This window comes from Ruegeria sp. SATB027 (genome assembly GCF_059613825.1).
Genome location: NZ_JBXWTH010000076.1, coordinates 124,383 through 146,671, shown reverse-complemented (window position 1 = coordinate 146,671; position 22,289 = coordinate 124,383). Strand labels below are relative to the sequence as shown.

The window sequence follows — 22,289 nt, the reverse complement described above, 5'->3', positions numbered from 1 at the left end:
AAGCAATGAGCGGACAAAAACCTGTGAAACCGTCGCCAGATGGTCTGGCGGCATCGGTCAAGGCGGCCAAAACCAACGGTTTACCACCCGTTCACCTCTGGAATCCTCCGTTTTGCGGCGATCTGGACATCAAGATCGCAAAAGATGGCACATGGAGTTATTTAGGCTCGCCCATCAACCGTTTCGAGCTTGTGAAGCTTTTTTCCTCAATTCTTAAGAAGGAAGACGACAAATACTACCTTGTCACGCCGGTGGAGAAGGTGGGAATCACTGTCGAAGACGCACCGTTTGTCGCTGTGGATTTCGAGCAAACCGGCGAAGGTCAGACGCAAGACCTGACTTTTCGCACACAAGTGGACGACATCGCTGTTGCAGGTCCTGGGCATCCGATCCGGATTGTAATCGATCCTGAAACAGAAGAACCGTCACCCTACATACTGATCCGCACGAACCTCGAAGCGCGCATAGATCGCAAAAGCTTCTATCGCCTTGTCGAGATTGGCGGCCACCATGAGGGCTGGTTTGGTGTCTGGTCAGGTGGGCAATTCTTCCCGCTGATCCCTTCAGCCGATCTTGGCTGACCGCGGTGCGCGATCCTGAGCCAGCACGACGGCCAAAGCAACCACGCCCGCGCCCAGCGCACGGGTCCAGTTCCAGTCCTCCCCCAGCATCAGCATGATCAGCATCACGTAAAACGGGGCGATATTGATGTGAAACGAAGCCAGCGCCACGCCCAGCTTTCCCACGGCCGAGATGAACAACACTTGGCTGAGCCCCAGTGATATCAAGGCATAGATCCCAAGCATACCCCATTGCTGCCCATCAATGGCGGCGGTTGGCAGCACATCCATACCCAGCTGGGCCGCCCCAAAACTCAGCACTGCGGCCATGAGCAACCCACCGACGAAAGTAATCGTACAGCGCCCGATCTGACTAAGCTCGGGGAAGTCGCGCGCAGTGGCCATGCTACCCCAGCAAAACAGGCCCGTTGCAAGGATCGCCAGAACCGCGCCCAGCCCCAGCTGTTCGGGCGCGGAGGTGCTGGTTGCAATCAGCCCACCCAGAACCGACACCAGAACACCCAACGCAAAGGTCCACTTCAGCCGTCGGGTTCCTGCCGTCAGCTCCAGTACCGTTGCAAGCAAAGGCGCGCAGGATGCAATGATCGCGACTGTCACCGGGTCCGTCATTTTCTGCGCAACGATCAGCAGAAACATGGCAAAGCCAAAACCAAAGCCGCCGACAACCATCGCCCGGCCCCATCTTGCGCGTAACACTCTGCTGGGGCCATCCAGCAGGATCCAGACCGGTATCAGAACGGCAATCGCCAGCGCCAGGCGCGCGGTCAGCAATGCAACAGGGGGCCAGGTTTGCAGCAAAACTTCCGCCGCCGGGAACCCCGCTGCCCAGGTAATCATGGAGGCAACCGCCAGCCCATTCCCTGACAACACAGGGTTTTGGCCACCAGACATAGCGGTAGTTGCCCCGCGTACGGGTTCCGGGCTCATCGCCATTGGATTCGGACCTTTTGTTAATGCGGCACCCGTAATGACGCGCCGCGCTGTTCGGACCCTTGCTGATTCGGAGCAAGCGATCTGGTCGATTTTCGACAATCTGTCGTTTTCGATCCCTTCCCCGAAAATCATCCCTTGGTTATGGTCGGATCAACACAACCACTGACCGCTCATGCCCAGATTTGCTGCCAACCTTTCACTGCTATATACCGAAATGCCTTACCTGGAGCGGTTTCAGGCTGCATCAGATGCCGGGTTCACAGCGGTCGAGGTATTGTTTCCTTACGACATCGCCGCGACGGAAACCCGCCGCGCCTTGCTTGCCAACGGGTTGGAGCTTGTGCTGATCAACGCGCCACCGCCCAACTACACCGGCGGTGCGCCGGGTTACGCAGCAATCCCCGATGGTCAATCGCGGTTCCAGTCGGACATTCGCCGTGTCCTGCGATATGCAGGGGTGCTACGCTCCGGTCTGATTCACATCATGTCCGGATACGCCACCGGGCCGGATGCATTGAGTTGTTTTGTGCAAAATCTGCAATGGGCCGCCGATTTCGCCCCACAGCAACAATTCACCATCGAGCCGCTCAACCCGGTTTCACAGCCCGGATATTTTTTGAACGATTACGATCTGGCAGCAGAGGTGCTCAACCAGGTGAATCGCCCGAATGTCGGCCTGCAATATGACAGCTTTCACGCCCATATGATCCATGGCGACGCGCTGGCTGTTTGGGACCGCTTTCATCCGCAGGTGGTCCATGCCCAAGTTGGCGCAGCCCCGGATCGCACGGAACCGGGTCGCGGACCAACGGATTTCAAGGCCTTGTTCTCGGCCATGGACGCGGCAGGTTATAGCGGCTGGATCAGCGCGGAATACACACCCTCAACTCAACGCACCTGCGACACACTCGACTGGATGCGGGACTTGCACTGGTAATTTTCATTCAGATACCGCACATCAAGGGCATTGCGACCATTAGGATGCCTGCCTTGATACCAGCCCGCTATGCCCGTGCCGTTTTCAGCCTGATCATGTCCGGCCTCATGTCCTTGATTGTAACGGGGATCGCGACGGTCAAAGCAATCGGGTTTAACCCCGGCACAGTTGGCGACTGGATGGCGTCCTGGGCATTTTGCTGGCCCATCGCCTTCACCGTAATCCTGCTGTTTGGCCCGTCCGTGCAACGAATGGTGAACCGTATGGTCGGGCCGCAGGGCTGACCCGCTGCAAGGACAGCCCGCCGAGGCCTGATGAACAACGCCGCTAGTGTGCCTCGGCCCAGTTCGCCCCCTTCCCGGCATCCACGACCAGCTTCACATCCAGTTTGACCGCAGGATCCGAGGCGCCCTCCATCACGTCTCGGGCCACGTCGATCACCTGATCCACTGCACCTTCGGCCACTTCGAACAGCAACTCGTCGTGAACCTGCAACAGCATCCTGGCAGGCAATCCGGCGATCGCGTCCGGCATTCGCACCATCGCGCGCCGGATCACATCCGCAGCCGTACCTTGAATTGGCGCATTGATCGCCGCGCGGCGCGAGAACCCGGCATGTGGCCCTTTGGCATTGATCTCGGGCGTGTGAATCTTGCGCCCGAACAGGGTTTGCACATAGCCGTGCTCTTTCGCGAATTCGACTGTGTCGTCCATATAACGGCGAATGCCTGGGAACCGTTCGAAATAACGATCAATAAAGCCCTGCGCCTCGGCCCGCGGAATGCGCAGGTTTCGGGCCAGACCAAAGCCCGAGATGCCGTAGATCACACCGAAATTGATTGCCTTTGCCTGACGGCGGATATCAGGCGTCATCTCATCCAACGGCACATCAAACATCTCGGACGCAGTCATGGCGTGAATGTCCAAACCGTCCGAAAACGCCTGTTTCAGAGCCGAAATATCGGCGATATGGGCCAGAATCCGCAACTCGATCTGGCTGTAGTCGAGACTTACCAACACATTGCCCGGCTCGGCAATGAAAGCCTCACGAATACGCCGCCCTTCTTCTGTCCGCACCGGAATGTTTTGCAGGTTCGGATCGGTCGAGGCCAGACGCCCTGTATTTGCTCCGGTGATCGAATAAGACGTATGCACCCGACCTGTGTCGGGGTTGATATGGGTCTGCAGCGCGTCGGTATAGGTCGATTTCAGCTTGCTCAGCTGCCGCCAGTCCAGAACACGGCGCGGCAGTTCATGCTCGGTTGCGAGGTCTTCCAGAATATCAGCGCCGGTCGAGTATTTGCCGGTCTTGCCTTTCTTGCCACCTTCCAGACCCATTTTGTCGAACAGGATTTCGCCCAGCTGAGCAGGCGACCCGACATTAAAGCTTCCTCCGGCCAGCTCGTGAATTTCAGCCTCTAACCCGGCCATTTTTTGGGCAAATGCGTTGGACATTCGGCTCAGGACATCACGGTCGACCTTGATGCCATGCATCTCCATCTCGGCCAGCACCGGCACAAGCGGCCGTTCCAGCGTCTCATAGACCGTGGTCACCTGCGCCCGGTGTAATTGCGGCTTGAACAGCTGCCACAAACGCAAGGTGATGTCCGCATCTTCGGCTGCATAAGCCGTGGCCTCGTCAATCGCTACCTTGTCGAAGGTAATTGCCGATTTTCCCGACCCCAGCAGCGGTTTGATCGGGATTGGTGTGTGGCCCAGATAACGCTCGGACAGGGTGTCCATCCCATGCCCATGCTCACCGCCATGCATGGCGTAGGACATCAGCATCGTATCGTCGATGGGCGCCACGTCGATGCCATACCGCCCGAAGATCTTGGCATCATATTTCATGTTCTGCCCGATCTTGAGGACCGACGGATCCTCGAGCACCGGTTTCAAAAGCCTCAGGGCTTCATCCAATTGCATCTGCCCTTCTGCCAAAGCATCCGAGCCAAACAGATCATCCGCTGATCCATCGCGGTGGGTCAACGGGATGTAACAGGCTTCTCCGGCCTCGACACACAGCGAAATACCCACCAGACCGGCAATCATCTCGTTCAGGCCCGTGGTCTCTGTGTCTACAGCAACCCAGCCACGCTCATAGGCCTGGTCAATCCACTTTTGCAGGGCCGCTGCATCACGCACGCATTCGTATTTCGAGCTGTCAAACGGGATCACCTCAGCCTCGACCGCTTCCACCGCTGGCGGAGGGGCGTCGGCAATCACCGGAGCCTCAACCCCCAGCTTGTCAGCGATACGCTTGGTGAGGGTGCGGAACTCCATCTCAGCCAGAAACGCCAACAGTGTGTCAGCATCGGGATCCTTCACCTCAAGGTCGTCCAAGGTGAAATCCAGCGGAGTATTCTCGTCCAGTTGAACCAGTTTCTTCGAAAGCTCGATCTGGTCTCGCATTTCGATCAGGGTCTGGCGGCGTTTTGGCTGCTTGATCTCATCTGCCCGGTCCAGCAGGGTCTCCAGGTCGCCGAATTCGTTGATCAGCAAAGCCGCCGTCTTGACCCCGATTCCCGGCGCCCCCGGAACATTGTCAACGCTGTCACCGGCCAACGCCTGAACATCGACCACACGTTCCGGTCCGACTCCGAACTTCTCGACCACGCCATCCCGGTCAATGCGTTTGTTCTTCATCGCATCCAGCATTTCGACGCCGTCCCCGACCAGCTGCATCAAGTCCTTGTCGGAACTCACGATGGTCACACGGCCACCCGCATCCCGCGCCTGAACGGCGAGGGTCGCAATGATGTCGTCAGCCTCATAACCCTCCATCTCCTTGCAGGCGATGTTGAACGCTTTTGTCGCCTCGCGGGTCAGCGGCATCTGTGGGCGCAAATCCTCGGGCATCGCCTCGCGGTTGGCCTTGTAGAGGTCATAAAGATCGTTCCGGAAAGTATGGGAACCCTTATCAAAGATCACCGCCACATGGGTCGGCGCATCTGCCCCGGTGTTTCCCTCGACATATTTCTGCAGCATGTTGCAAAAGCCCGAAACAGCCCCAATTGGCAGACCATCCGACTTGCGGGTTAGCGGCGGCAGCGCATGATAAGCCCGGAAAATAAAGGCCGATCCGTCGATCAGATGCAGGTGACACCCTTTTCCGAAATTCGTGGTCATTTCGCGCCCTCTCTGATCGTTTGCGAAAACACTAATGCCACGGGCGCAACGATAGAGCCACCCGCACCGCAGCCGCAAACTTCATCTTTTCATAAATACTCAATGCCCGCACAGGGCAACACAAGCTCAGGCGTCAGTCTGATGCCCGGCCAGAACATATTTGCAGTCGCAATAGGGGCATTCGACCCAGCCTGCGTCTTCTGGAATTTGCAGCCACACGCGCGGATGACCCAACGCACCTTCGCCGCCATCACAGGCAACACGGGCGGTTTCGACGATCTTTGTTTCCGGCGCTTCGATGGTCACGGCTGGCGGTCCTTCTTCGGTTGTCGGCCACGCGGGCATGTATTAGGTGCGTTTATGAGCGATGATCAAACCGGGGGCAAGTGCCACATGTGCGACGCGGCAATCAGGATCGAAGGGCTGCGCAAAACCTATCGCGGTGGCAAGGGTCAGCCCGAAAAGCATGCGCTGAAAGGCATTGACCTGACCGTCCCGCGCGGCTCGGTTTTCGGTCTGCTGGGCCCGAATGGTGCCGGAAAATCGACCCTGATCAATATTCTGGCTGGTCTGGTGGTAAAATCGGCGGGTCGCGTGGTGATCTGGGGCTTCGATCAGGATCAGAATCCACGCCAGTCGCGATCGGCCATTGGTGTAATGCCACAAGAGCTCAACCTCGACCCGTTTTTTACCCCACGCGGCGCGCTTGAGGTTCAGGCCGGCCTCTATGGCGTTCCGAAGTCCGAGCGGCGCAGTGATCAGATTCTGGAACTGGTCGGTCTCAGCGACAAGGCCGAGGCCTATGCCCGCACTCTTTCGGGCGGTATGCGGCGGCGGTTGCTGCTGGCCAAGGCACTGGTGCATCACCCGAAAATCCTTGTGCTTGATGAACCCACAGCGGGTGTGGATATCGAACTGCGCCAGATGCTCTGGGCCAATGTGCGCAAGCTGAACGAACAGGACATGACCATCATCCTGACCACCCACTACCTGGAAGAAGCGCAGGAGATGTGCGACGAGATCGCCATTATCAACCACGGTGAAAAGGTCGCGCAGGACAGCACCGCCAACCTGCTGGGCCGCATGGACAGCCGCACCATGGTGATTGTGCCCGACAGCCCAATCATTGATCTGCCTGCGTCAGAAGGCGTCGAGGCAGCTCTCCGCAATGATGGCAGCCTTGTCCTGCAATACCGAAACATCCAGACCAGCGCCGAACAGGTTCTGGAATCGGTGCGCGCCGCGAATATCCGCATCCGCGACGTCCGCACCGAAGAGGCCGATCTTGAGGATGTATTCCTTGCCCTGACCTCGTCCCGTACCGAAGATCATCCGGCGGATGATCAGGATCAGCCACGCCGGGGCATCCACCGCGTCAAGCTTTAAGCCCGGTCTATTCGCGCCTGATAGCAGTTATTCCGCGCAGATCGCACGTGAATATAGGCAACGTCGGCTCGGGAAAAGATATCCCTGACTTTTGCGCCGATCTGATCCGTCGGCGTGATCGCCCCGGTGCCATAGACGATCCTGTCATCCGTACCGTAGCCCTTGATCAGATAGTCGGGCGAGGTGGTCAGAATTTCGGGCAGCGCGTCTTCCTCGTATCGCTCGCATGGTGTTGCACACAGAAAGATCGGGCCGGTTTCTGCATAGGGATGTGTCTTTGAAAAAGGCCGATGTGCCAATATCAGCATCTCATCGCCCTCGGGGATATGTCGCAGGCAGTGGCGGCACGGGTTACCTGCACCCGTCGAAACAGCACGTTCCGGCGTTGAACCATATGCATCCGCGCCACCTGTCTGAAGGGCGCGTACATCGTTGGTGGGCAAAGCAGTGATTTTGAACATCTCGGATCTCCTTTTTTGCTGACCATGCCCGTGCGACCGGACCCAATCGACCCGTTTCCTGCGCAAAGGACTCGAAAAAGAACAAAACGTGAATATAATGTGGAATCGCCATGTATGCCGAGCTGTCGATCACGTCGAATTTTACCTTCCTCACCGGGGCGTCGCACCCCGAGGAGTATATGGAGCGTGCCGTCACCCTGGGCCTACCCGCCATTGCGATTGCCGATGACAACTCGGTCGCCGGGATCGTCCGCGCCCACACTCAGGCGCGCGAGATCGCCCGCAAGGTCCGCGAACGGCTGGCGTGGGAGGCACAGAATACCTCAATCGGTCCACCCTGCCCCGATCATATCCCCAAGCCGCCCTCCTATCCCATCCACGCGGTTCCCCGCCTGATCCCGGCGGCGCGGCTAATCTTCACTGATGCGCCCATGGTCACCGCCCTGCCCCTGAACCGGCAGGGCTGGGCCAACCTGTGCCGCATCCTCTCCAAAGGCCGTCTGCGCGCCGAGAAGGGCGACTGCATCCTGCACCTGTCTGACCTGCTCGAATTTTCCGATGGCCTCCACCTGCTGCTGTGGCCACAGGCGGCGGGCTCTCCGGGCGGCGCGGGCGCGTGGCGGACACAGGCGCAGCAGTTGACGCGCCGCTTTGCCGGGCGGATGCATCTGTTGATGCACCCCCGGTATGATGGCACCGATAGCACATTTTTCTCTTTATTAGAGACTGAAGCAAAACAGCTTGGCATCCTCACGCTCGCCAGCGCGACACCGATGATGCACCACGGCACCCGCCGCAAACTGGGCGATGTGCTGACTGCCATCCGCCTGCGTCGCAAAGTGGATGCATTGGGCCGGGACGCTTTGGCCAATGGTGAACAGCGCCTGCGCTCCGAGGCCGAGATGCTACGCATCTTCAAAGGTCATGAGGGGGCCGTTGCCCGCGCTTATGCGCTCAGCGAACAACTCACGTTCTCGCTGGACGAGCTACGTTATGAATACCCCAACGAGGGCAGCACGCAAGAAACCCCGACCCAGCGCCTGCACCGTCTGGCGCATGAGGGGTTGAAATGGCGTTATCCCGCCGGGGCGCCCGAAAAGGCGAAAAAAATGCTGGCGCATGAGCTGACGCTGATCGGCAAGCTGAAATACGAACCCTACTTCCTGACCGTCCGCGATATCGTCCATTTCGCCCGTTCGCGCAGCATCCTCTGCCAGGGGCGCGGATCGGCTGCCAACTCGGTCGTCTGTTTCTGTCTCGGCATCACCGAGGTCAGCCCCGAGATGGGCACCATGGTGTTTGAACGCTTCGTCTCCGAGGCGCGCGATGAACCGCCAGACATAGACGTCGATTTCGAACATGAACGCCGCGAAGAGGTGATCCAGCACATCTATGACCGCTATGGCCGCGAACGCGCAGGCCTTTGCGCCACTGTCGTGCATTATCGCGGCAAACGCGCAATTCGCGAGGTTGGACGCGCCATGGGCCTGACCGAAGATACAATCTCGGCGCTTTCCTCACAGCTTTGGGGCTTTTTCTCGGCCTCGGGGCTTGAGGCGCAACGGATGCGCGAAATTGGCCTCGACCCCGAAGATCGGCGCCTGAAACAGACTCTAATGCTGGTTTATGAGATCGACGGCTTTCCCCGCCACCTCTCGCAGCATGTGGGAGGATTCATCATCACCGAGGGTCGGCTGGATGAGCTTGTCCCCATCGAAAACGCCACGATGGAGGGCCGCACGGTCATCTGCTGGGACAAGGACGATATCGACAGTCTTGGCATCCTCAAGGTCGATGTCCTCAGCCTCGGGATGCTCACCTGCATCCGCAAGGCGTTTGACCTGATCGGCCAGCACCACCAGACCAGCTATACCCTTGCCACCCTGCCACCCGAGGATCCGGCAGTCTATGACATGCTCTGCAAGGCGGACAGCATCGGCGTGTTTCAGGTGGAATCACGTGCACAGATGAACTTCCTGCCGCGGATGCGGCCGCGTAATTTCTATGATCTGGTGATCGAGGTTGCCATCATCCGCCCCGGCCCCATTCAGGGCGACATGGTCCACCCCTATATCCGCCGCCGGAACGGTGAGGAGGAGGTCAGCTTCCCCTCGGACGCGCTGGGCGAGGTGCTGGGCAAAACGCTGGGCGTGCCGTTGTTTCAGGAACAGGCGATGCAGATCGCCATTGTCGGCGCGGGCTTCACCCCGGAACAGGCCGATCGGCTGCGCCGCTCGCTGGCGACCTTCAAGAAACATGGCAATGTCAGCGAATTCCGCGCGCTCTTTTTGCGCGGGATGAAACGCAACGGGTATGAACAGGATTTCGCGGAACGTTGCTTTTCCCAGATCGAAGGCTTCGGCTCGTACGGTTTCCCCGAAAGCCACGCGGCCAGTTTTGCGCTGCTGGTCTATGCCTCGGCCTGGATCAAATGCCACCATCCGGGCATCTTCGCCTGCGCCCTGCTGAATTCGCAGCCGATGGGGTTCTACGCGCCGGCCCAGATTGTGCGGGATGCGCGCAAACATGGGGTACAGGTGCGCCCGGTCTGCATCAATGCCAGCTTTTGGGACAATGTGATGGAGCCTGATGGCCATGGCGGGCTGGCGCTGCGGCTGGGCTTTCGCCAGATCAAGGGCCTGAGCGAGGAAGACGCCAGCTGGCTGACTGCCGCGCGCGGCAACGGCTACACCCAGGTCGACGATGTCTGGCGCCGCGCAGGCCTTGGACCATCGGTGATCGAACGGCTGGCCGAGGCTGATGCCTTCGCCGCCTGCGACCTGACCCGGCGCGAGGCGCTGTGGCAGGCCAAGGCAATTGCCACAGCCAAGCCTCTGCCCCTGTTTTCGCAAGATCTGGAGGGCGAGGCGCTGGACGAACCCGAGGCTTATCTGCCGCAAATGACGCTGGGCGAACAGGTGGTCGAAGATTACGTCGCCACCCGCCTCAGCCTGCGGGCGCACCCGGTGGCCCTGCTGCGGCATCTGCTGACACCGGATGGGCGCGACAAAACCACCTCTGTTCCGTAACCCCGGAACACCCTATCTGCCAAAAAACAGAGGCGAAATTCAGGCCGTCATGACCAGACCCATCCTTCCCCCGCGCTTTCCCGCGACGCCCGAGCAAATCAACGCGCAAGTTCGCGCCTTTTACGCCCGTGTCCGGCAAGACGCGGTTCTTGGGCCCGTATTTGCCAACCACGTCACCGACTGGCCCGCGCATGAAGACAAGATCGCCGCCTTCTGGCGCAATGCCATCCTGTATGAGCGCTGCTATGACGGCAATCCGCAACGGGTCCATATCGAACGGCCCGATGTGAAACCGGAATTCTTTGCCCATTGGCTGGATCTGTTCGAGGAGGTCGCCACCCGGACCCTGCCCGCGGAAACGGCCACACCGTGGGTCGCCTTGGCCCGCCGCATCGGTGTCGGCATGAAGGCAGGTGTCCAATCCGCACGACAGCCCAAAGACGCGCCGCCGATCCTGCGATGATCCCGGATCATGGCGGCCATGCGATGTTAGCGATAAAATAAGGGCTATTCGCGCCCTCGGAATAGGGTTAAGCAGCACTACGGACAGCCGGGAACCCTGCCTGCGCTGCTATGATGTATCGTCACCATACCAACATAGGCCGAGGCCGGATTGATGAGTGCTCAAAACAACACCCTGCGGGGGCTTGGCTATGCATTTCTGGGATTTGCCGTCTTTGCCAGCCACGACGCGCTGATCAAGGTGCTGGGCGGCACCTATTCAGTGATGCAGATCATCTTTTTCGCCACGCTGTTTTCGTTCGTTCCAATGGCCGTCACGATCCTGACCGACCGCACGACGGGAAACTTTCTGCCGCATCACCCATGGCTGGTATTGCTGCGTTCGGGCCTGATGGTTACGGCCATGTCCTGCGCGTTTTATGCGTTTTCGGTTCTGCCACTGGCCGAGGTCTATTCCCTGCTGTTTTCATTCCCGTTGATCGTCACGGTGCTGTCGATCCCGATACTGGGTGAAGTGGTCCGCGTCCAGCGCTGGGCTGCGGTTGGCGTCGGCCTAATCGGCGTCCTGATCGTTCTGCGCCCCGGTGCAACGGATATCACACTGGGCCATATGGCCGCCCTGATGGCCGCCTTTTGCAGCGCCTTTGCCTCGGTCCTTGTGCGCAAGATCGGGAATGAGGAGCGCTCGGCCGTGCTGATCCTTTATCCGATGCTGCTGGCCATCGTCGTGATGAGCCTTGCCCAACCGGCTGTATACCAGCCGCCTTCCCTGCTGCATCTGGCGATGATGGCGTTGGTTGGGGTGTTCTCGGTCATCGCGCAACACCTGATCATTCTGGCCTACCGCGCCGCACCCGCCGGTGTCGTCGCCCCCAGCCAATACAGCCAGATCATCTGGGCAACACTGTTTGGCATGATCTTCTTCGACGAGCGCCCTGACATCTGGGTCGCCGTCGGTGCCAGCATCATCATCGCATCCGGTGTCTATGTTGTTTGGCGAGAAAGCCGGGCCAACACCACCTCGGCCAATACCCCGGTTCTGCGGGTTCGGTCGCCGCGTTCAGATACCGGGGCGTCACGGCCTGGAAAGTAGGTCCAACGAAAACGGCGCGCCGTGGTTGGAAAACTGTGGATTTTACTCTTAGTAGATAACCACCGACCGAATGCTTTCGCCCTTATGCATCAGGTCGAAGCCGTGGTTGATGTCGTCCAGACCCATGGTGTGGGTGATCATCGGGTCAATCTCGATTTTGCCTTCCATGTACCAGTCGACGATCTTGGGCACATCCGTGCGCCCACGCGCGCCGCCGAACGCGGTACCGCGCCATGAACGACCGGTAACCAGCTGGAATGGCCGGGTCGAGATTTCGGCCCCCGCGGGCGCCACGCCAATGATGATCGACTCACCCCAGCCCTTATGCGCTGATTCAAGTGCTGCGCGCATCACGCCGACATTGCCTGTGGCGTCAAACGTATAATCCGCACCGCCCTTGGTCAGGTTGACGAGATACGGCACCAGATCGCCTTCTACTTCGGACGGGTTCACGAAGTCGGTCATGCCGAACCTGGTGGCCATTTCCACTTTGGAGGGGTTTAGGTCGACGCCGACGATCTGGTCAGCTCCGGCCAGACGCAGGCCCTGAATGACGTTCAGCCCGATACCGCCCAGACCAAACACGATTGCGCGGCTGCCGATTTCCACCTTGGCAGTGTTGATGACCGCGCCGATACCGGTCGTGACACCACAGCCGATATAGCAGATCTTGTCGAACGGCGCGTCCTCGCGCACCTTGGCCAGCGCGATTTCAGGCAGAACCGTGTGGTTCGAGAAGGTCGAGCAGCCCATGTAATGCAGGATCGGATCGCCATCCAAGGTCGAGAAACGAGAGGTGCCATCGGGCATCAGACCCTTGCCCTGGGTTTCCCGGATCGCCTGACACAGGTTGGTCTTGGGGTGCAGACAGTATTCACACTCGCGACATTCCGGCGTGTAAAGCGGGATCACATGATCGCCCGGCTTCAGGCTGGTTACGCCCGGACCCACTTCGACCACCACGCCTGCGCCTTCATGGCCCAGAATGGCCGGGAACAAGCCTTCGGGGTCGGCACCCGACAGGGTGAATTCGTCGGTATGACAGATACCGGTGGCCTTGATCTCGACCAGAACCTCGCCCGCCTTGGGGCCTTCGAGGTTCACATCCATCACTTCCAAAGGTTTGCCTGCCTGAATGGCGACGGCGGCACGGGTACGCATGCTACTTATCTCCCTGTCACTTTTGCCCCGACCCTGCGTCAATTACAGGGTGTTTTCAACCGTGCTTTCATGGCAGGTTGGCTAATTAATTGATATTGCAGAAACGACATTGCCAGAATGAGGAACGCCAATGCACCGATTTTTCCTGATCCTGTTCTTTCTGGCGGCCTGCGCTGAGACCCCGCCCGCGCCCGAAGACGCTTTGCTGCCGCCGGAACCTGCCCCGGTCGATCTGGCCTTTTGTCAGGGAGAAGATTTTTCCGATACCGTTGGCCAGCCGGTTTCGAACATTCAGGCAAACCTGCCCGCACGGTCGCGCGTGCTGGGCCCGGATGGCATCGCCACACAGGATTACCGCATCGACCGGCTGAACGTGTACGTGAATGGCGACGGGATCATCCAGCGGCTGACCTGCGGATAAGGGCGGACTCGACTCAGGCATCGATTCTCACTTAAGAACAAAGTAAGAACATTGTGATGCCTGCAAATGCCCAAACGCCGAATACTTTCGCTATGGTTCCCCCGTCTGGGGGCTGAACGGCTGATCCGCGCTGCGCGGGGGCTGCATACCGGGCCTTTGGCCATCGTGGCCGAGCAGTCGAACATGCAAGTTATTACCTCGGTGAATGCCGATGCGCAGGCTGCCGGGCTGCGTATCGGCCAGCCGGTGCGGGATGCCCATGCCATGTGTGCCAACCTGATCACGCGGCACCGTAACGCCCCGGCCGAAGCCGCGTTCCTGGCCGCGTTGCGTCGCTGGGCGGGAAAGTTCAGCCCATGGGTGGCCGAAGAGGCCCCGGACGGGCTGATCGTCGATCTGTCAGGTTGCGCCCATCTGTTTGGCGGAGAGGAGGCGTTGCTGAACGTTCTTGAAACCGATTGCGCGGATATGGGCCTCAGCGTACAGATTGGCATCGCCGACACGCTGGGCGCAGCCTGGGCTTTGGCGCGCTATGCGGGGCAGGCCGCCACATCCGACCGCAATGGCGACGCCATCAGTCAGGAGGCCCGTGCCACCCGCGCCCGGGCGGGCAAACGGCGGCACTGGACCAAAGGCGGCACCGCGCCGCAAGTGAGGGCCCTGGGCGGAGGCGCGCGGATCGCGCCGCCGGGGCAATCTTATGGCGCACTCAGCCCCCTGCCTATCGCCGCGCTGCGGTTGGAAGATCAGGTTGTCGTGCAGCTGAACCGTCTGGGCCTGCGCCGCATCGGCGATCTGCTGGGTCAACCCCGCGCCAGCCTTGCGCGGAGGTTTGGACGCGGGCTGGTTCTGCGGTTGGATCAGGCCATGGGCAGCGCGCCCGAGCCTGTCTCGCCCGCCCGCCCGTCGCATCACTTCGCGGTGCGGATGACCCTGCCCAACCCGATTGGTCTGGTTGAGGATGTCATGGCTGCGGTTGATCGGGTTCTGCCAACGCTTTGCACCAAGCTGGAAGAAAAGGGGCGCGGTGCCCGCACCCTGCGGCTGGAGGCGCACCGCGCCGATCAGGCAGCTGAGGTTATCGAGGTCGGCCTGGCCCGCCCAACTTACGATAAATACCGCATTCGCCCTTTGTTAGAGATGAAAGTTGACAAGATCGACGCAGGCTACGGCATCGACATGCTGCGGCTTGAGGCGGTTCAGACAGAACCCATCCACGCCCGTACCGTGGCCGGCCATGCCGAAGCCCGCCGTGTGGCCCACAACCGGCTGGCGGGCAACACCGCCGTGGATGATCTGATCGGCAAGCTGGGCGCGCGGGTGGGGCTTGAGGCGATCACCCGGCGCCATCCCGCGGCCTCGCACATCCCTGAGAAAACGGCGCAAACGCTGGCGGCGGCATGGTCGGAACCTGCCCGCGACTGGCCTGCGCCGCCCCGCCCCCGCCCCCTGCTGATGTGGCAGCCTGAGCCGGTGATGGCACCGGGAACCCCCGACGTGCCCAGCGCCTTTCGCTGGCGCGGGCGTAACTGGCAGCTGGCGCAGGCCACCGGCCCGGAACGGATTGCACCGGAATGGTGGCTGGATGACCCGAACTGGCGCAGCGGCGTGCGGGACTACTGGGTTGTGGTGACACAGCAGGGTGAGCGGTTGTGGCTGTTTTACGGCCATGGCGGAACCATGTCTGCAGGCTGGTTCTGTCACGGGCAGTTTGGTTAGGGTCTATTTCCCTCGGTACACCAACAGATCCGGCAGATAGTCAATCAGACGGATAAACCACGAGAATGGTGCAGGAAAATCCGTACGGAAACGGCGCCGCGACATCGCCTTGACCACACGACCCGCCGCATCCTCGGGGCTCATCAGCATGGGCATCCTGAAGCTGTTTTTCTCAGTCAGTCGGGTCTTGATGAAGCCGGGATTAATGATCCGCACGGTCACGCCGGTGCCCGCCAGATCGTGGCGCATCGTTTCCGCCAGGGAAATCAGCGCCGCCTTGCTGGCCCCATATCCGATGGCCGCTGGCAACCCGTGATAGCCCGCGAGCGACCCGATCAGCGTAATATCCCCCCGACCTGCCTTGACAAGGTCCGGAACGGTTTCACCCAACACACGCAAAGCACCCAGATAGTTCACATCACCCATCCTGAGCGACGCTTCTGTATCCCAATCCGCCGAGCGCACGGGGTCATACGCGCCGGCATTGTAAACCAGCCCATCGACCAGACCCGCCTCGGCCACAGCCCCGCGAACAGAGTCTAAATCAGTGACATCGCACCGGATCGCACGGGCATTGGGAAGCTCGGAGCAGATGTTAGCCAAACGTTCAGAACTACGCGCCGACAAGATCAAATGCGCGCCTCTGTCGCTTAGCGCATTGGCCAAAGCACGACCCAAACCTTCGCTTGCGCCGATGATCCAATAGGTTTTTCCGTCAAAGCTGCTCATGCGCGGGCCGATTCAGTCATGTTTCATATTCTACGGGCCCGTGACGCAATTGGATCAAATGCGATCGCGCTTCTGACAAAACTTCCAACCGGATTGATCCAGCTGCACCTACCCCGCGTATTTCATTCTAAGAACCACATAACGAGGCTGGAATGTTCGACGAAACCCAGGGTGTACGGAAGAAAATCGCGGTTATTGGTGCAGGTATTTCAGGCCTTTCAGCCGCCTACTACCTTTCAGAAAACAACGACGTGACCCTCTATGAGGCGGAACCGCGTTTAGGTGGCCATGCCCGCACTGTCATGGCCGGGAAGAACGGCGATCAACCGGTGGATACCGGTTTCATCGTCTTCAACTACGCAACCTATCCTTTTCTGACCCGACTTTTTAATCAGCTCAATGTTCCCGTTATCGAAAGCGAAATGAGTTTTGGCGCGACAATCGACAATGGTCGTATCGAATATGGGTTGAACAATCTGCGCACCCTGACCGCGCAGAGACGCAATCTTGCGCGTCCCGCCTATTACAAGATGATTGCCGACATTCTGCGCTTTGGCAAAAAGGCTCCGGAGGCTGCAAGAGACGACGACACCACGATTGGTGAGCTGGTGGATCAGCTTCGGCTAGGACACTGGTTCCGCCACAACTATCTGATGCCCATGTGTGGGGCGATCTGGTCAACTCCGGTTGAGCTGGTGGATCAGTTCCCTGCACGCTCATTGGTACAGTTCTTTCGAAATCACGCCCTTCTGGCCAGTGGCCGCGCAAATCAACACCAGTGGTACACGGTAAAAGGTGGCAGTATCGAATATGTCCGCCGGATCGATGCCGCCCTGCGGGCACGAGGGGCGGCAATCCGTTTGGCTAGTCCGGTTCAGAACATTTCCCGAAGTGAGACAGATGTTACGGTTCGCAGTCAGGGTGCGGTGGATCAGTTTGATGAGATCATCCTGGCCACCCATTCTGACCAGTCGCTTGCCATTTTGGGCGGGAATGCCACCCCGGCGGAAACCGCTGCGCTGGGCGCAATTCGGTACCAACCCAACACCGCCACCCTGCATTGCGATCCTGGCCAGATGCCAAAGCGGCGTGCGTGCTGGTCCAGCTGGACCTATCGATCACAGGCCGGAGACGTAGGCGTTACATATTGGATGAACCGACTGCAGAACATACCGGACAACGACCCGCTTTTTGTGACGCTGAACGCCTCGACAGAGGTTCCTGCGGATAAAATCTATGACCAGATCGAATTTGCCCACCCGGTATTCGACAAAGCCGCCCTGAAAGCACAGGGGCATATTCGCGAGATACAGGGACAGAACCGAACCTGGTTCGCCGGTGCGTATAACCGGCACGGATTTCACGAAGACGGGATTGCCAGCGCGATGCATGTTGTTGAGCGGATAAATGGCACCCCGCAAATGATCGGAGCTGATTATGCCATTCTTGGACAAGATCCGGCCATCTCTGTTGCCGCCGAATAGCGGGATGCTGCGCGCGACCCTTCTGAGCCTTTCCTTGCTGGCCCCCACTGGGTTGATTGCCTCGCCTGTGACGGAAGAGTTGGATGGTGCACAACTTCTTGGCACTGCAACCTTCCGCTATCTCGGGTTTCCGATCTACGACGCCAAGCTTTACACACCCAAAGGTGCTTCGTTCAGCTGGAGTGAAGATTTCGGGCTTCAGCTGACATACCGTAAAAGCATCAAGAAGAATGCGCTGGTCAACTCGACGCTCGACGAGATGAAACGCGTCGGCCACCCTGCCCCGATTGGCGACCAACTGGATGTATGTTTTAAAGGTGTCACCAAGGGTGACAGCTATCTGGCGGTGTCCGACGGGCCAGACAAGGTCAGTTTCTGGCTGAACGGTCGAAAGACCTGCACAATGGCATATCCGGGCATCAAACGCAGTTTCATGTCGGTTTTCCTTGGCGAAAACACGCGGTCGGCGTCCTTCACCCAAATGCTTCAGGGAAAGTGATGCTTTACCCTCGGGTCAGCTTATACGCGCTAATGCTCGCTGCGGCGGGCATCCCGCTATACATTCATCTACCGCGTTTTGCGGCGGTGAATCTGGGCATTGGACTGGGGGTGATTGGCACCGTCTTGCTGATGATCCGATTGGTCGATCTGGTACAGGACCCACTGATCGGTTGGGCGATAGATAGATGGCCCGGTGGCCAGCTTGTCTTTGCGTCCATGGCAGCACTCGGCCTTGCCATTGGATTCCCGGTGCTGTTCAGCCTGCAACAAGGAACAGATGTGCTGACGCTGGTTGTTCTTCTGATGCTGTTGTTTTCGGCTTATAGCCTCGGGACTATCCTGCTCTACGGGCGAAGTGCGACGCTGGCGAAACGCGCTGACGCGAAGGAGTTGATGACCCTCGCCGCTTATCGCGAAGGCGGACAACTGACAGGCGTTATCATCGCGGCAAGTGTTCCTGCCCTTTTTGTTGCTGCCGGAGCTCACGCGCAAGGCTATCCCGCGTTTGGTCTGTTTCTGGGTCTGCTATCGGTCGCAACCCTTTTGTTGACCGTTCCGATCTGGCGGCGGCCCGCAATAACCGGAGCCGGCCTGTCTTTCTCAAGCCTGGGCCAGGCCGGAGGTTTGCGTCTTTTGGTGCTGGCTTTGATCAACAGCCTACCCGTGGCCATTACATCGACCCTGTTTCTATTTTTCGTAGAGGACCGATTGCAATTGCAGGGTAAGGCCGGGCCGCTGTTGATCCTGTTTTTCCTCAGCGCAGGCGTAAGCGTGCCGCTTTGGGCAAAGCTTAGTAACCAAATTGGCCCGAAACAGACACTGATGATTGCAATGCCGCTTTCCATCGCGGGGTTTATCGGTGCCGCCACACTGAGCGCTGGGAACCTCACCGGTTTTGCGGTGATCTGCCTCGCCTCGGGTGCCGCTCTGGGCGCGGATATGGTCGTGCTGCCCGCCATGTTTTCGGTCACGTTGACCCGAGCCGGTCTTAACGCATCCACAGCGTTTGGTATCTGGTCCTTTGCTGGCAAGCTGGGCCTGGCCCTGGCAGCCTTTTTTACCCTGCCATTGCTGGAGCGCAGTGGCTTCACCCCCGGTCAAACCAATTCCGCCCAAGCGCTTGATACACTCAATCTCGCCTACGCGGTGCTGCCCTGCATCCTGAAACTTGGGGCCTTTGGAATGGTCCTGACCCTGCCAACCGAGGTCACAAGCAAATGAATGCTTTCGCCATCATCCTGCTGGCTCTGCTGATTGCAATGTTTGTCCGCGCCCGACTGCTAAGCTTTCGTGCGCAGAGCCCGTCAGACTATGCCGGTACCGGGCCCACTTTTTCGCTGAAGAAGCATCTGAACGGTGAAATCCTGTCCGAAGGTCTGATCTATGGCCCCAATGGCAGGATGTCGAACAGCTTTGTGGCCCGCATGGTTGGTGAGTGGAATGGGAACACAGGCACACTTTCCGAGTTTTTCACGTACTCAAATGGCAAAAAGATGAACCGTAAGTGGTATCTGACGCTGGGCACCAGAAATACGTTTACGGCAACGGCAGAGGATATCGTTGGCGAAGGTCACGGCACGATATCCGGCGCGACGATCAAGCTGACCTACAGGATCATTCTGCCCAAGGACGCAGGAGGACACACGCTGGATGTTACAGACTGGATGTATTTAACAGAACAGGGCGTCATCATGAATCGTTCCGAGATGCGTAAGTTTGGCATCAAGGTTGCTGAGCTCGTTGCAACAATGCGCCCAACCCCCAAATCACATCCGATCCACGTAGGTGGCGCAAATGAGTATAGCATCACTTCAGAAAGGCGGCTGGTGCAATGATCACAGGTCGCTCTCTGATTACATGCGTTTCCGTCGCAAGCTTTGCACTTCTGGTTGCCTGCTCTGGCAAACCGAAGGTTCCGACAACCTTTCTGTCTGAACGGCAGCTGAACCTCGAGGAATTCTTCGACGGAAAGACCGTGGCTTACGGGCAGTTTCAGGATGTACTGGGGAATGTTCCACGCAGATTTGAAGTCGATATCGACGGCACATGGGACGGGGAAACCCTGACACTGGTCGAGGATTTTATCTACGACGACGGCGCAACCGAACAGCGCATCTGGACGCTGACAAAGACTGGCGATGACACGTGGACTGGTACTGCGCCCGGTGTGCTGGGAACCGCCAGCGGGACCGAGAGGGGCGACACCTTCAACTGGAAATACAAGATTGACCTGCCTGTCAAAGATGGCACGATGCGCGTCAGTTTTGACGATTGGATGTGGCTGCTGACCGAGGACCGTCTGTTAAACCGCGCTTACGTCTCACGCTTTGGCATACGCCTCGGCGAAGTTATCCTGATCTTTGAAAAAGAATAGATCCCGCTATTCCCATCCAGACGTTGCCCATCAATAAAATATGAACTCGTCCACCGGCACCTGTAGCAGTCGCCTTGCTGCGCCAGCCATGTTTGCACTTTGCCCATCTGGCGTTGCAGAGTCGTGGTGGGCTCCGTCTTCAATTTTCAAACGGGCGCGCTCAATCTCGCCCCACAAGAAAAAAAGACCGTCCCGTTTGCCGACAAGACCGGCAGGTATCGTGGTCCGCAAAACACGAGTTTTTGCCTGTGACATCTGCTCTCTTACTGCCTCCGGTGTTTTCCACCTTTTGCAGAAAATCTACCGGTTATTTCGGGAAAAGCCAATTTTTTATGGGCAAAACCCGATTTTCAACCCCCCGTTGACAGGGGTGTTCGCAGCTCTCGCTGAAGGGTGTTGTCCTGACTGAATATTTGCAGTCACCGCCGATTGCCACACTTCGGTTGATGGCGGGTTCCCCCGCCTTGTCGTCAGTGGTCCATGCTTTGACAACCTCTCGGCTATGGAACGCCCCGGATCATGCAGTCGACTGCTCTGACACGATCTCCCCGAACCGCGTAAAGAACTTTGCCGACAACTTCTTGGCGGTTCCCGCAATCAGCCGACTGCCGAGCTGAGCAATCTTGCCACCAACATCAACCTTGGCCGTGTATTTCAGTACGGTTTCGTCCCCTTCTTCGGTCAACGAAACGTCTGCGCCGCCTTTGGCAAATCCAGCCGCCCCACCTTTGCCTTCACCCATCAAAGAGAACCCGTTTGGTGCATTGGCCGTGTCCAATGTGACCTCACCCGCAAAGCGCGCTTTGACCGGGCCAATTTTCAGAACAACTTTCGCCTCAAGCTCGGTTGGTGATTTCTGCGTCAGTTCCTCACATCCCGGGATGCATTCCATCAAAATGTCGGGATCGTTAAGCGCGCGGTAAACGACGTCGCGTGGCGCTGCGATACGGATTTCATCAGTCAGTTCCATTCAGGTCTTTCCTTTGTTCAACAATATCTTGGAAATAGGCGCATTGCAGCCGTTTCTATCCTTTGAGCCAGCAACGCAGGCCACATGTGGCAAAGGTGTTCAAGCAAGCTTTTCATCATGCGACACCTTTGCTGCCTTTTCACCGTTCCGCCACATCACAATCTCGGCCAAAATCGACAGGGCGATCTCATGCGGATCTATGGCATGTATGTCCAACCCCGCCGGGGATTTCAGGCGCGCAACTTTCAAAGGGTCCAATCCCTGGGCGATAAGCTTTGCAGTCAGCGTAGCTGCCTTGCGGCGACTGGCCACCATCGACACGCGTGCCGCATCGGTTTCCAATGCAGCCTTCAAAGCGGATGCATCGCTGCGCCCCTGCGCAGCCACCACGACAAAGTCCCGCGGCTCCACACCCAGCGCATCGACATGTGCCAAGGCAAACCGCACATGGTTTCCAGCAATATCAAGCCCATCCTCGACAGCCGTGCGAAATCCGGCCAGCGATCCATGCGCTGCCAGAGCTTTGGCAATCAACCCCTCGCCGAAAATCACCAGCCGGGGCGCGTGTTGATAGGGTTCGACCAAAAGATCAACTGTACCACCGGACGGGCACCCACTTTTGAACGTTTGAACACCATCGGGATCCGTCATGTTCACCACCTTTTCCGAAGGTTTGACACGGATAATCTGCGGCGCCCCGGACGCCCAAGCCTGTTGCGCCGCGGCCCGGACTGCGCGCTGCACACAAGCCCCGCCTAGATGCCCCAGGATTTCACCCGCCTGGGTAATCGCCGCCTTCCCCCCAGCTTTGGCCGAGGTCGCATCCGCCGTGCGCAAAACCGTCGCCACACAAAAGGCCTCTCCGGTTCCGCGCAGCTGATCGATGGTGTCAAAAATGTCGAAATTCGCCAAGGTCAGA

At 58.7% G+C, this 22,289-nt stretch carries 22 protein-coding genes; 14 read left to right on the top strand and 8 right to left on the bottom strand.

The genetic code is table 11. From position 1 onward, the window contains the following. Positions 1-5 precede the first annotated feature (5 nt). Positions 6-581, top strand: a complete 576-nt coding sequence (locus tag AC2FPW_RS18750; RefSeq protein ID WP_496814920.1) for a DUF1285 domain-containing protein — start codon at positions 6-8, stop codon at positions 579-581. Here the strand turns inward: AC2FPW_RS18750 and AC2FPW_RS18745 are convergent. Then, positions 564-1,418 (bottom strand): DMT family transporter, encoded by an 855-nt coding sequence (locus AC2FPW_RS18745; protein WP_496814919.1) that lies wholly within the window; start codon positions 1,416-1,418, stop codon positions 564-566. The genes AC2FPW_RS18750 and AC2FPW_RS18745 overlap by 18 nt on opposite strands. A gap of 268 nt (positions 1,419-1,686) precedes the next feature. On the opposite strand from AC2FPW_RS18745, the gene AC2FPW_RS18740 reads away from it, so the two are divergent. Together AC2FPW_RS18740 and AC2FPW_RS18735 are read left to right on the top strand one after the other, a co-directional pair. Then, complete coding sequence (locus AC2FPW_RS18740; RefSeq protein ID WP_496814918.1) at positions 1,687-2,451, top strand: hydroxypyruvate isomerase family protein; 765 nt, start codon at positions 1,687-1,689, stop codon at positions 2,449-2,451. A gap of 53 nt (positions 2,452-2,504) precedes the next feature. Continuing rightward, the gene (locus AC2FPW_RS18735) at positions 2,505-2,735 is read left to right on the top strand and encodes a DUF2798 domain-containing protein (RefSeq protein WP_209505197.1); all 231 of its coding nucleotides are present in this window, start codon (positions 2,505-2,507) and stop codon (positions 2,733-2,735) included. A gap of 43 nt (positions 2,736-2,778) precedes the next feature. On the opposite strand, the gene polA is transcribed toward AC2FPW_RS18735, so the two are convergent. Continuing rightward, positions 2,779-5,580 carry a DNA polymerase I gene (polA, locus tag AC2FPW_RS18730; RefSeq protein ID WP_496814917.1) on the bottom strand — a complete coding sequence of 934 codons (2,802 nt, stop codon included), beginning with the start codon at positions 5,578-5,580 and terminating at the stop codon, positions 2,779-2,781. Between the two features lie 126 nt (positions 5,581-5,706). After that, a complete protein-coding gene (locus AC2FPW_RS18725) occupies positions 5,707-5,886 on the bottom strand; it encodes a zinc-finger domain-containing protein (RefSeq protein WP_267364399.1) in 180 nt (59 codons plus the stop codon). Between the two features lie 87 nt (positions 5,887-5,973). Here AC2FPW_RS18725 and AC2FPW_RS18720 point away from each other — a divergent pair, with 87 nt between their 5' ends. Then, positions 5,974-6,966, top strand: coding sequence for an ABC transporter ATP-binding protein (locus AC2FPW_RS18720; protein ID WP_496814973.1), 993 nt, complete (start codon positions 5,974-5,976; stop codon positions 6,964-6,966). Here the strand turns inward: AC2FPW_RS18720 and AC2FPW_RS18715 are convergent. Then, positions 6,963-7,427, bottom strand: coding sequence for a DUF1203 domain-containing protein (locus AC2FPW_RS18715; RefSeq protein WP_496814916.1), 465 nt, complete (start codon positions 7,425-7,427; stop codon positions 6,963-6,965). The two genes, AC2FPW_RS18720 and AC2FPW_RS18715, sit on opposite strands and share 4 nt — an antisense overlap. Before the next feature lie 110 nt (positions 7,428-7,537). On the opposite strand from AC2FPW_RS18715, the gene AC2FPW_RS18710 reads away from it, so the two are divergent. From AC2FPW_RS18710 to AC2FPW_RS18700, 3 genes are all read left to right on the top strand, one after another. Then, positions 7,538-10,456 carry an error-prone DNA polymerase gene (locus AC2FPW_RS18710; RefSeq protein WP_496814915.1) on the top strand — a complete coding sequence of 973 codons (2,919 nt, stop codon included), beginning with the start codon at positions 7,538-7,540 and terminating at the stop codon, positions 10,454-10,456. 49 nt (positions 10,457-10,505) lie between these two features. Next, on the top strand, positions 10,506-10,919 hold the full coding sequence (locus AC2FPW_RS18705; protein WP_480474472.1) for a group III truncated hemoglobin: 414 nt from the start codon (positions 10,506-10,508) through the stop codon (positions 10,917-10,919). A 153-nt stretch (positions 10,920-11,072) separates the two neighbouring features. Next, positions 11,073-12,011, top strand: coding sequence for a DMT family transporter (locus AC2FPW_RS18700; RefSeq protein WP_480920083.1), 939 nt, complete (start codon positions 11,073-11,075; stop codon positions 12,009-12,011). Between the two features lie 48 nt (positions 12,012-12,059). Here the strand turns inward: AC2FPW_RS18700 and AC2FPW_RS18695 are convergent, their stop codons facing one another. After that, on the bottom strand, positions 12,060-13,172 hold the full coding sequence (locus AC2FPW_RS18695; protein WP_267364409.1) for an S-(hydroxymethyl)glutathione dehydrogenase/class III alcohol dehydrogenase: 1,113 nt from the start codon (positions 13,170-13,172) through the stop codon (positions 12,060-12,062). A 130-nt stretch (positions 13,173-13,302) separates the two neighbouring features. Here AC2FPW_RS18695 and AC2FPW_RS18690 point away from each other — a divergent pair, with 130 nt between their 5' ends. Both AC2FPW_RS18690 and AC2FPW_RS18685 read left to right on the top strand, forming a co-directional pair. Next, complete coding sequence (locus tag AC2FPW_RS18690) at positions 13,303-13,593, top strand: I78 family peptidase inhibitor (protein ID WP_496814914.1); 291 nt, start codon at positions 13,303-13,305, stop codon at positions 13,591-13,593. A gap of 66 nt (positions 13,594-13,659) precedes the next feature. Next, a complete protein-coding gene (locus AC2FPW_RS18685; RefSeq protein WP_496814913.1) occupies positions 13,660-15,312 on the top strand; it encodes a DUF6504 family protein in 1,653 nt (550 codons plus the stop codon). Positions 15,313-15,315: 3 nt separating this feature from the next. On the opposite strand, the gene AC2FPW_RS18680 is transcribed toward AC2FPW_RS18685, so the two are convergent. Beyond that, positions 15,316-16,041 (bottom strand): SDR family NAD(P)-dependent oxidoreductase, encoded by a 726-nt coding sequence (locus AC2FPW_RS18680; protein WP_496814912.1) that lies wholly within the window; start codon positions 16,039-16,041, stop codon positions 15,316-15,318. Positions 16,042-16,193: 152 nt separating this feature from the next. On the opposite strand from AC2FPW_RS18680, the gene AC2FPW_RS18675 reads away from it, so the two are divergent. Genes AC2FPW_RS18675 through AC2FPW_RS18655 form a run of 5 tightly spaced genes read left to right on the top strand, consistent with a single transcriptional unit; the run spans position 16,194 to position 20,400 of the window. After that, entirely contained in the window at positions 16,194-17,525 is a 1,332-nt protein-coding gene (locus tag AC2FPW_RS18675) for an NAD(P)/FAD-dependent oxidoreductase (protein WP_496814911.1), read from the top strand. Next, positions 17,479-18,024, top strand: a complete 546-nt coding sequence (locus AC2FPW_RS18670) for a hypothetical protein (protein WP_496814910.1) — start codon at positions 17,479-17,481, stop codon at positions 18,022-18,024. The genes AC2FPW_RS18675 and AC2FPW_RS18670 overlap by 47 nt, the downstream gene beginning before the upstream one ends. Next, on the top strand, positions 18,024-19,247 hold the full coding sequence (locus AC2FPW_RS18665; RefSeq protein ID WP_496814909.1) for an MFS transporter: 1,224 nt from the start codon (positions 18,024-18,026) through the stop codon (positions 19,245-19,247). The genes AC2FPW_RS18670 and AC2FPW_RS18665 overlap by 1 nt, the downstream gene beginning before the upstream one ends. Further along, the gene (locus AC2FPW_RS18660; RefSeq protein WP_480482643.1) at positions 19,244-19,861 is read left to right on the top strand and encodes a DUF3833 domain-containing protein; all 618 of its coding nucleotides are present in this window, start codon (positions 19,244-19,246) and stop codon (positions 19,859-19,861) included. Before AC2FPW_RS18665 ends, AC2FPW_RS18660 begins: the two co-directional genes overlap by 4 nt. Continuing rightward, positions 19,858-20,400 (top strand): DUF3833 domain-containing protein, encoded by a 543-nt coding sequence (locus AC2FPW_RS18655; RefSeq protein ID WP_480487914.1) that lies wholly within the window; start codon positions 19,858-19,860, stop codon positions 20,398-20,400. Before AC2FPW_RS18660 ends, AC2FPW_RS18655 begins: the two co-directional genes overlap by 4 nt. 517 nt (positions 20,401-20,917) lie before the next feature. Here AC2FPW_RS18655 and AC2FPW_RS18650 read toward each other — a convergent pair. Both AC2FPW_RS18650 and AC2FPW_RS18645 read right to left on the bottom strand, forming a co-directional pair. Further along, the gene (locus AC2FPW_RS18650; RefSeq protein WP_480560077.1) at positions 20,918-21,370 is read right to left on the bottom strand and encodes an SRPBCC family protein; all 453 of its coding nucleotides are present in this window, start codon (positions 21,368-21,370) and stop codon (positions 20,918-20,920) included. 99 nt (positions 21,371-21,469) lie between these two features. Continuing rightward, positions 21,470-22,282, bottom strand: coding sequence for an XdhC family protein (locus AC2FPW_RS18645; protein WP_480587462.1), 813 nt, complete (start codon positions 22,280-22,282; stop codon positions 21,470-21,472). Between the last annotated feature and the right edge of the window lie 7 nt (positions 22,283-22,289).